This is a genomic window from Inquilinus sp. (assembly GCF_057815775.1).
Genome location: NZ_JBYRFX010000684.1, coordinates 1 through 7650, shown reverse-complemented (window position 1 = coordinate 7650; position 7650 = coordinate 1). Strand labels below are relative to the sequence as shown.

The following is a 7650-nucleotide window of genomic DNA, read 5'->3' as shown; positions in this document are numbered from 1 at the left end:
TGAGGGTGGCGGCGGCACTGACACGCTCTAGGGCGTCGACAGCAACGACGCCCACCCGGGCGGGGCGGGGGCGCACCATCTCGACGGCGGGCTGGGCAACGATACGGCCAGCTATTACAGCGGCACGGTCGGGGTGACGGTGAACCTGGCCACCGGAACCGGCAGCGGCGGCGACGCCCAGGGCGACACGCTGGTCGGCATCGAGACCATTTCCGGCAGCCAGGGCAGCGACACGCTGACCGGTGACGGCGGGGCCAACACGCTGCGGGGCTGGAACGGCAACGATGTCCTCCGTGGCGGCGCCGGGGCCGACCACCTCGACGGCGGCGCCGGCTTCGACACGGTGTTGTACACCGAGAGCACGGTGGCGGTGACGGTGAACCTGGCGGCGGGCATCGGCCACGGCGGCAATGCCGAAGGCGACGTGCTGACCTCGATCGAGGCCGTCTATGGCGGGTCGGGGAGCGACACGCTGATCGGAAGCGCCGTGGCCAACACGCTGGTCGGCAATGGCGGCAACGACGTGCTCCAGGGCGGCGGCGGCAAGGACAGCCTGACCGGCGGTGCCGGGGCCGACCATTTCGTCTTCACCGCGCTGGGTGACAGCCCGGTGGGCGCCAACGCCGACCGGATCAACGACTTCAGCCACGCCCAGGGTGACCGCATCGACCTGCACGGCATCGACGCCAACACCACGGTGGCCGGGGATCAGGCGTTCCATTTCATCGGCACAGCGGCCTATGGCCACCATGCCGGTGAGCTGCACGAGGGCATTTCCGGCGGCGTCACCACGGTCACCGGTGACGTCAATGGCGACGGCATCGGCGATTTCGCCATCACCTTGACGGGTGGTATTACCCTGGCCGCCGGCGATTTCGTGCTGTAACGGCCGCCCGCCCGGAACAAAGGCGGCCACTGCGCGGTTCTAGCCCGGTTATTGCCGCAATCGGACGCCATAGCGAACGCTCACCCTCCCAAATGGGAGTAGGGGGCGTTCCTCTCTTCAGGCTAGGAACGGATTGGGTCGCGTTGTGGCGACGGATCGGGGGATGCCGTTCGTGTCTGTCGTGTCTTTACTGCTGAGGGTCGAAAAATGCCATCCGACGTTCCTGTCCAGTCAGCGATTGCCGATTCCGTGCCACATCTGGGCGCGCAGCAAGGGGCCCTGCGGATGGGCCGTTTCAGCTTGGCCGCCAAGCGTCTGACTGACATCGCGCTGTCCCTGGTCTGCCTGGCCCTGTTTTCGCCCCTGTTCCTGGCCTGCGCCATCCTGATCCGGCGCTCCGGGCCGGGAATCTTCTACAGCGACAAGCGCGTCGGCCGGGATGGGCACGTCTTCTTCTGCCACAAGTTCCGCACCATGGTGCCCAATGCCAACGCGCATCTGGCGGGTTTGCTGGCCAAGGATCCAGTGCTGCGGCAGGAATGGGAGACCAGCTTCAAGCTGAAGGTCGACCCGCGCGTGACCGCGATCGGCCGCTTCCTGCGCAAGACCAGCCTCGACGAACTGCCGCAGCTGCTCAATGTCCTGAAGGGCCAGATGAGCCTGGTCGGCCCGCGCCCGATGTTCGTCGAGGAGCAGGAGCGCTGGGGCGTCGCGATCCATGACTATTACAGCGTCCGGCCGGGCATGACCGGCGTCTGGCAGATCTATGGCCGCAGCGACACCGACTACGAGACCCGGATCCGCCTCAACGTCGAATATGTCCGCCGCTGGTCCTATTGGGGGGACATCGTCCTGCTGGCCGTGACGCCGCGCGTGTTCTTCGTCCGCTCCGGGGCCTATTGAGCCCGGAGCCGGCGATCCTCACTCCGCTGCGATCGCCTTGGCCATGTGGACGATGGTGAACTCCCCGCGTTCCTCCAGGTGGGTTTCGCGGTAGCCATAGGCGGCGTACAGGGCGCGGTTCTCGGACATCCGCACGTTGGTGTACAGCCGCAGCTCGGCCACGCCGCGCCGGCGAGCCTCGGTCTCGGCGAAGGTCAGCAGCCGCCGGCCGAGCCCCTGGCCCTGGTGGCCCGGGTCGACGGCGACATTGACGATCAGCAGATGGTCGGGCTCCGGCTTCAGCTCGATCAGTGCGATGCAGCCGACCCTGCCGTCGATGGCCCAGATCTCATGTTCGGCCAGGGCGCGGACATAATCCGCCTTCATCGGCCGCGGCTCGGCGCCGACCGAGATGATCCATTTCGCATAGGCGCGCCGGACCAGCGTCCGGATCGCATCTGCCTCGTCGGGCCGGGCCCGGCGGATGTCGCCCCATGTGGTCGTGAGCATGGGTGCTCTCCTGTCTTTCGCTCTTCGGGCCGCATGCTATCGTCCGCGGCATCATTCGCTCAGTGAATTTCAGGAAAGCCAGCCCCGCCATGGATCTCGTCCTGCGCCATGCCAACCTGCCCGACGGCCGTTCGGGCATCGATATCGGCATCGAGGGCGGGCGGATCGTCGCTGTAGAGGCCGGGCTGGCGGCGGAAGGGCGGCAGGAGATCGATGCGACCGGCCGGCTGGTCACCCCGCCCTTCGTCGATTCCCATTTCCACCTGGATGCGACGCTGTCGCTCGGGCTGCCACGGCTGAACCGCTCCGGCACGCTGCTCGAAGGCATCGCGCTGTGGGGCGAGCTGAAGCCGCAGCTGACGCAGGAGGCGGTGATCGCCCGGGCGCTGGCCTATTGCGACCTGGCGGTGGCGCAGGGGCTGTTGGCGATCCGCAGCCATGTCGATGTCTGCGACGACCGGTTGCTGGCGGTCGAGGCGCTGCTCGAGGTCAAGCGCCGGGTCGCGCCCTATCTCGACCTGCAGCTGGTCGCCTTCCCGCAGGACGGGCTGTACCGCTCCGCCAGCGCCGAGCGGAACCTGCTGCGCGCGCTCGATCTCGGCGTCGACGTGGTCGGCGGCATCCCGCATTTCGAACGGACCATGGCGGACGGCGCCGCCTCGGTCCGCCGCCTCTGCGAGATCGCAGCGGAGCGCGGCCTGCCGGTCGACCTGCATTGCGACGAGAGTGACGATCCGCTGTCGCGCCATATCGAGACGCTGGCGGCGGAAACCCACCGCCTCGGCCTCGGCGGCCGGGTGACGGGGTCGCATCTCACCTCGATGCATTCGATGGACAACTACTATGTCTCGAAGCTGATCCCGCTGATGCGCGATTCCGGGGTGGCGGCGATCGCCAACCCGCTGATCAACATCACCCTGCAAGGCCGCCACGACAGCTATCCCAAGCGCCGCGGCATGACCCGGGTGCCGGAGCTGATGGCCGCCGGCATCACCGTCGCCCTCGGCCAGGACTGCGTCATGGATCCCTGGTACTCCATGGGCTCGGCCGACATGCTCGAAGTCGCGCATATGGCGGTGCATGTCGGGCAGACGACCTCGCTCGAGGCCATCGGCCAGTGCTTTGCCGCGGTCACGACCAACGCCGCGAAGATCCTGCATCTCGACGGCTATGGCCTGGCGCCGGGCTGCCGGGCCGACCTGGTGATGCTGCAGGCCGCGGATCCGTTCGAAGCGGTGCGGCTGAAGGCGACGCGGCTCTTGGTGCTGCGTGCCGGCCACATCATCGCCCGCACGCCGGAACGGATGACCGCGCTGGACCTGCCCGGCCGCCCGGCAAGCGTGGTTCCGACCTTCGTGCCGGGGTCGATTGCGGGATGACCAATATTGTCTAGACAGATATCCAGGATTATCTATCCGGATAGATGGAGGCCTCCTATGCCATTTCACATTCGAGACGCGGAAGCCGATGAACTGGTGCGTGAACTGGCTCGCCGCCGGCAGATCGGCCTGACCGAGGCTGTGAAGCTGGCTGTCCGGGCCGAGTTGCGCCGGGAGGATGAAGCGGTTCCGCTGCAGGAGCGGATCGCCAAACTGCGGGCCGAGGTTTTGTCCCGTCCGGCGACCGGTCTCGTTGCAGACAAGCAATTCCTCGACGAACTCAGCGGCGACGTCTGATGTTTGTCGATGACTCGGCGATGATCGCCATGCTGGTCGGCGAGGCCGAAGGCGCCCGGCTTGCCGACGCCCTCGCTGAGGCCGGCAACCGGATGACATCGGCAATCGCCGTATATGAAACGGTCGCAGTGCTGTGCCGCCTCCGTTCCTATAGCGTGCCCGAAGGGCAGGATGTCGTCGCGCGTTTCCTGTCGGCAGGCAATATTCGAATTGTGCCGATCGGCGAGGCTGAAATGGGCATCGCCCTGACGGCATTCGATCGTTTCGGGAAAGGGCGCCACCCGGCCGCGCTCAACATGGGCGACTGCTTTGCCTATGCGGCAGCGAAATCGCACGGTGTCGCATTGCTCTACAAAGGAAATGATTTCTCAAAGACTGATCTGGCCCACCTGCAGTAGCCGCCCGGACGGCTCAGATCGGGGCTGGGCCGATCGTCGCGGAAGTGTCATCCTGACCCTCTAAAGGCGCCCGCCGATCGGGCATTCGCCCGATCCGCACGGCGGGCCCGTGCAGAGGGAGGATGCGCATGCCGCAGGAACGCCCTGCCACCACCAGACATCGGAGTGCGGCACTGGTTGGGCCCTATTCGAGCGGCAAGACCACGCTGCTGGAGGCGCTGTTGCACAGCGCCGGCGCGATCCCGCGCAAGGGCAGCGTGGCCCAGAAGAACACGATCGGCGACGCGTCGCCCGAATCCCGGGCGCACCAGATGACGATCGAGCCGAACCTGGCCTCTTGCCGCTATCTCGACGAAGACTGGACCTTCATCGACTGCTCCGGCTCGGTCGAGCTGGCGCAGGATGCGCTGGCGGCCCTGATGGTCGCCGACATCGCCGTCGTGGTGGCCGAGGCCGACCCCGACCGCGCCGTGATCCTGGCGCCGCTGCTGCGCTTCCTCGACGAACGTTCCATCCCGCACATCCTGTTCATCAACAAGCTGGACCGGGCCGCCGTTCGCATGCGCGACCTGCTCGCCGCCCTCCAGCAGGTTTCGGCGCGGCCGCTGGTGCTGCGCGAGGTGCCGATCCGCGACGGCGACAACGTCTCCGGCTATGTCGACCTAGTCAGCGGCCGGGCCTACAAATGGCGCGAAAACCAGTCCTCCGACCTGATCGAGGCCCCCGGAGACCTCAAGCCGCGCCAGGACGAGGCGCGCCAGACCATGCTGGAATCGCTGGCCGATTTCGACGATGCGCTGCTGGAACAGCTGCTCGAGGACAAGATTCCGGCGCCGAAGGAGATCTACACCCAGCTGAAGCGCGACCTGCAGCAGGATCTGATCGTGCCGGTGTTCTTCGGCTCGGCCGAACACGGCAACGGCGTCACCCGGCTGTGGAAGGCGCTGCGACACGAGGCGCCGTCGCATGAGGTGGCGGCGACGCGGCTCGGCTACGACACCAAGGGCGGCTTCGCGGCGACCGTGTTCAAGACCCAGCACCAGCCGCATACCGGCAAGCTCAGCCTGGCCCGGCTGTGGAGCGGCCGGCTGTCCGACAACAGCAACCTGGGCAGCCGCCGCATCTCCGGGCTCTATCGCCTCCGCGGCGGCGACAACCAGAAGATTTCCGAAGCGGTGGCGGGTGAGATCGTCGGCATCGCCCGGCTCGACGACCTGGACACCGGCCAGACCCTGCGCGGTGACGGCGCCGCCGACGCGACCTGGAACTGGCCGGCGGCACCGGAACCGGTCCATGCCGTGGCGCTGTCGCTGTCCGACCGCAAGGACGACGTCAAGCTGACGACATCGCTGGCCAAGCTGTGCGAGGAGGACACGACACTGTCGGTCCACCATATCGAGGCGACGGGCGAGCTGACGCTGGCGGGGCAGGGCGACATCCAGCTGCAGATCGCGGTCGAACGACTGAAGAGCCGCTTCAACATCGCGGTGACCACGGTGCCGACCCGCACCGCTTATCGCGAAACCATCCGCCGGCCGACCAAGCAGCATTCGCGGTTCAAGCGCCAGACCGGCGGCCACGGCCAGTTCGCCGACATCCATGTCGAGATCCGGCCGCAGCCGCGCGGCGGCGGCTTCGCCTTCGAGAACAAGGTGGTCGGCGGCACCGTGCCCAAGAACTTCATCCCAGCGGTCGAAGCAGGTGCGCGGGAAGGGTTGGCGCGCGGGCCGCTCGGCTTTCCCGTGGTCGACGTCGTGGTGGCCCTGACCGACGGCCAGCATCACGCGGTCGACAGCTCCGACCAGGCCTTCCGCACCGTGTCGCAGATGGCGATGGCCGAGGGGTTGGCGAATTGCGACCCGGTGCTGCTGGAGCCGATCCAGGCGGTCACCATCGCCGTGCCGGCCGAATACACCGCCAAGGTCCATGCCCTGGTCTCCAGCCGGCGCGGCCAGATCCTCGGCATGACCGCGCGCGAGGGTTGGACCGGCTGGGACCTGATCGACAATCTGCTGCCGGAATCCGAGATGCACGGGCTGGCGGTCGAATTGCGGTCGGTCACGCTCGGCGTCGGCAGCTTCACCGCCCGCTTCGACCATCTGCAGGAGCTGACGGGCAGGCTTGCCGACCAGGTGGTCGAGGACCGCAAACGCGCCCAGGCGGCTTGATCGGCAACGCAGTCAGGGTGGCACGGGGATCGACAAGCCCCGTGCCACCCGACCGTCTTGGCAGCAGCCTTCGGGACGGCCTATGACGGGCGATTGTCGTGAGACTCCGGGGGGTGGGGGATGCTGAGCCTGAGGCGCGTGGAGCCGGCGGATTCCGACCGGCTGTTCACCTGGCGGAACCTGCCTCATGTCGCGGTCCATCAGTACAGCGACCATGTCATCACGCGGCAGGAGCACGACGCCTGGTTCGCCCGTACCATCGCAGACCCGCGCCGGATCTACTGGATCATCCAGGATGGCGATGTGCCGATCGGCCTCGCCAACCTCGTCGACATCGACGGGACGAACAGCAAATGCTCCTGGGCCTTCTACCTCGGCGCCAGCGATCTGCGCGGCAAGGGCATCGGCAGCTGGGTCGAGCTCAAGGTGCTCGATCACGTCTTCCTCGACCTCAAGCTGAACAAGCTGTGCTGCGAGGTGCTGACCAGCAATCCGGGCGTGGTGCGGATGCACAAGCGTTTCGGCTTCCATGAGGAGGGGCTGCTGCGCGCGCATGTGCGCAAGGGCGGCCAGTTCCTCGACGCCCATGTCCTCGGCCTGCTGCGCGGCGACTATCTGGCGCAGCGCGATGCCCTGGTGACGATGCTGCGGGAGCGCGGGGTGCAGACCGACTAGGAGGCCAGCCCGGCCGAATCCACGATCACCAGCATGTTCCCGGCCAGCGGCGTCGGGGTGCGGTCCGGCCGCAGGATGGATTCATAGCGGGGATCGGCCTTGGCCGCCGCCTCGTAATCGGCGTCGAGGATGCCGTGGCGGTCCAGGAAGATGTTCACCACCGCCGGAACGCGCACGCATCCCTTTGAGGCCGGCTTGCCGATGCGCTGCTCGAGGTAATCCGGATCGGTGGCGTGCACGAGCAGGCGGATGTCCGCCGTGCTGCCATCGGCCTGCCAGCCGCGCTCGGCGGACTGCCAGCCGAAATCCCAGACGCGCATGCCTTTCACGCCGAGGCCGCGGATGTGGTTCTCGTTGAAGGTGCCCTCGGCGCGCCAGTCGAGGATGGCATCGGTGTGCGGGAACACGCCGGTCGGGGTGATGAAATAGCCGTGCCGCCCCTCCTGCCCGGTGGA

General features: G+C 67.4%; 9 protein-coding genes. 7 read left to right on the top strand and 2 right to left on the bottom strand.

Annotation, left to right across the window (positions count from 1 at the left end; all coding sequences use genetic code 11):
- Positions 1–133 precede the first annotated feature (133 nt).
- The gene (locus AC3XYG_RS23755) at positions 134–886 is read left to right on the top strand and encodes a M10 family metallopeptidase C-terminal domain-containing protein (RefSeq protein WP_489142337.1); all 753 of its coding nucleotides are present in this window, start codon (positions 134–136) and stop codon (positions 884–886) included.
- Positions 887–1171: 285 nt separating this feature from the next.
- A complete protein-coding gene (locus tag AC3XYG_RS23750; protein ID WP_489142336.1) occupies positions 1172–1789 on the top strand; it encodes a sugar transferase in 618 nt (205 codons plus the stop codon).
- 18 nt (positions 1790–1807) lie between these two features.
- Here AC3XYG_RS23750 and AC3XYG_RS23745 read toward each other — a convergent pair whose 3' ends face one another.
- Positions 1808–2278 carry a GNAT family N-acetyltransferase gene (locus AC3XYG_RS23745; protein WP_489142335.1) on the bottom strand — a complete coding sequence of 157 codons (471 nt, stop codon included), beginning with the start codon at positions 2276–2278 and terminating at the stop codon, positions 1808–1810.
- A gap of 89 nt (positions 2279–2367) precedes the next feature.
- Between AC3XYG_RS23745 and AC3XYG_RS23740 the strand changes: the two genes are divergently transcribed.
- The 5 genes from AC3XYG_RS23740 (at position 2368) to pseH (ending at position 7195) form a co-directional block, all read left to right on the top strand.
- Positions 2368–3657, top strand: a complete 1290-nt coding sequence (locus AC3XYG_RS23740) for an amidohydrolase family protein (RefSeq protein ID WP_489142334.1) — start codon at positions 2368–2370, stop codon at positions 3655–3657.
- Positions 3658–3714: 57 nt separating this feature from the next.
- On the top strand, positions 3715–3954 hold the full coding sequence (locus AC3XYG_RS23735; protein WP_489142333.1) for a type II toxin-antitoxin system VapB family antitoxin: 240 nt from the start codon (positions 3715–3717) through the stop codon (positions 3952–3954).
- Positions 3954–4352: a type II toxin-antitoxin system VapC family toxin gene (locus tag AC3XYG_RS23730; RefSeq protein ID WP_489142332.1), complete on the top strand. Its 399-nt coding sequence runs from the start codon at positions 3954–3956 to the stop codon at positions 4350–4352. Before AC3XYG_RS23735 ends, AC3XYG_RS23730 begins: the two co-directional genes overlap by 1 nt.
- A gap of 128 nt (positions 4353–4480) precedes the next feature.
- Complete coding sequence (locus tag AC3XYG_RS23725) at positions 4481–6520, top strand: elongation factor G (protein ID WP_489142331.1); 2040 nt, start codon at positions 4481–4483, stop codon at positions 6518–6520.
- Between the two features lie 120 nt (positions 6521–6640).
- On the top strand, positions 6641–7195 hold the full coding sequence (gene pseH, locus AC3XYG_RS23720; protein WP_489142330.1) for a UDP-4-amino-4,6-dideoxy-N-acetyl-beta-L-altrosamine N-acetyltransferase: 555 nt from the start codon (positions 6641–6643) through the stop codon (positions 7193–7195).
- On the opposite strand, the gene AC3XYG_RS23715 is transcribed toward pseH, so the two are convergent.
- Positions 7192–7650, bottom strand: a 459-nt coding sequence (locus AC3XYG_RS23715; protein ID WP_489142329.1) for a hypothetical protein, incomplete at its 5' end; no start/stop codon positions are given. The two genes, pseH and AC3XYG_RS23715, sit on opposite strands and share 4 nt — an antisense overlap.

Excerpts from the sequence above, each read along its gene's own strand:
- AC3XYG_RS23750 (WP_489142336.1), top strand. The coding sequence starts at position 1,172 with ATGGGCCGTTTCAGCTTGGCCGCCAAGCGTCTGACTGACATCGCGCTG.
- AC3XYG_RS23745 (WP_489142335.1), bottom strand. The coding sequence starts at position 2,278 with ATGCTCACGACCACATGGGGCGACATCCGCCGGGCCCGGCCCGACGAG.
- AC3XYG_RS23740 (WP_489142334.1), top strand. The coding sequence starts at position 2,368 with ATGGATCTCGTCCTGCGCCATGCCAACCTGCCCGACGGCCGTTCGGGC.
- AC3XYG_RS23735 (WP_489142333.1), top strand. The coding sequence starts at position 3,715 with ATGCCATTTCACATTCGAGACGCGGAAGCCGATGAACTGGTGCGTGAA.
- AC3XYG_RS23730 (WP_489142332.1), top strand. The coding sequence starts at position 3,954 with ATGTTTGTCGATGACTCGGCGATGATCGCCATGCTGGTCGGCGAGGCC.
- AC3XYG_RS23725 (WP_489142331.1), top strand. The coding sequence starts at position 4,481 with ATGCCGCAGGAACGCCCTGCCACCACCAGACATCGGAGTGCGGCACTG.
- pseH (WP_489142330.1), top strand. The coding sequence starts at position 6,641 with ATGCTGAGCCTGAGGCGCGTGGAGCCGGCGGATTCCGACCGGCTGTTC.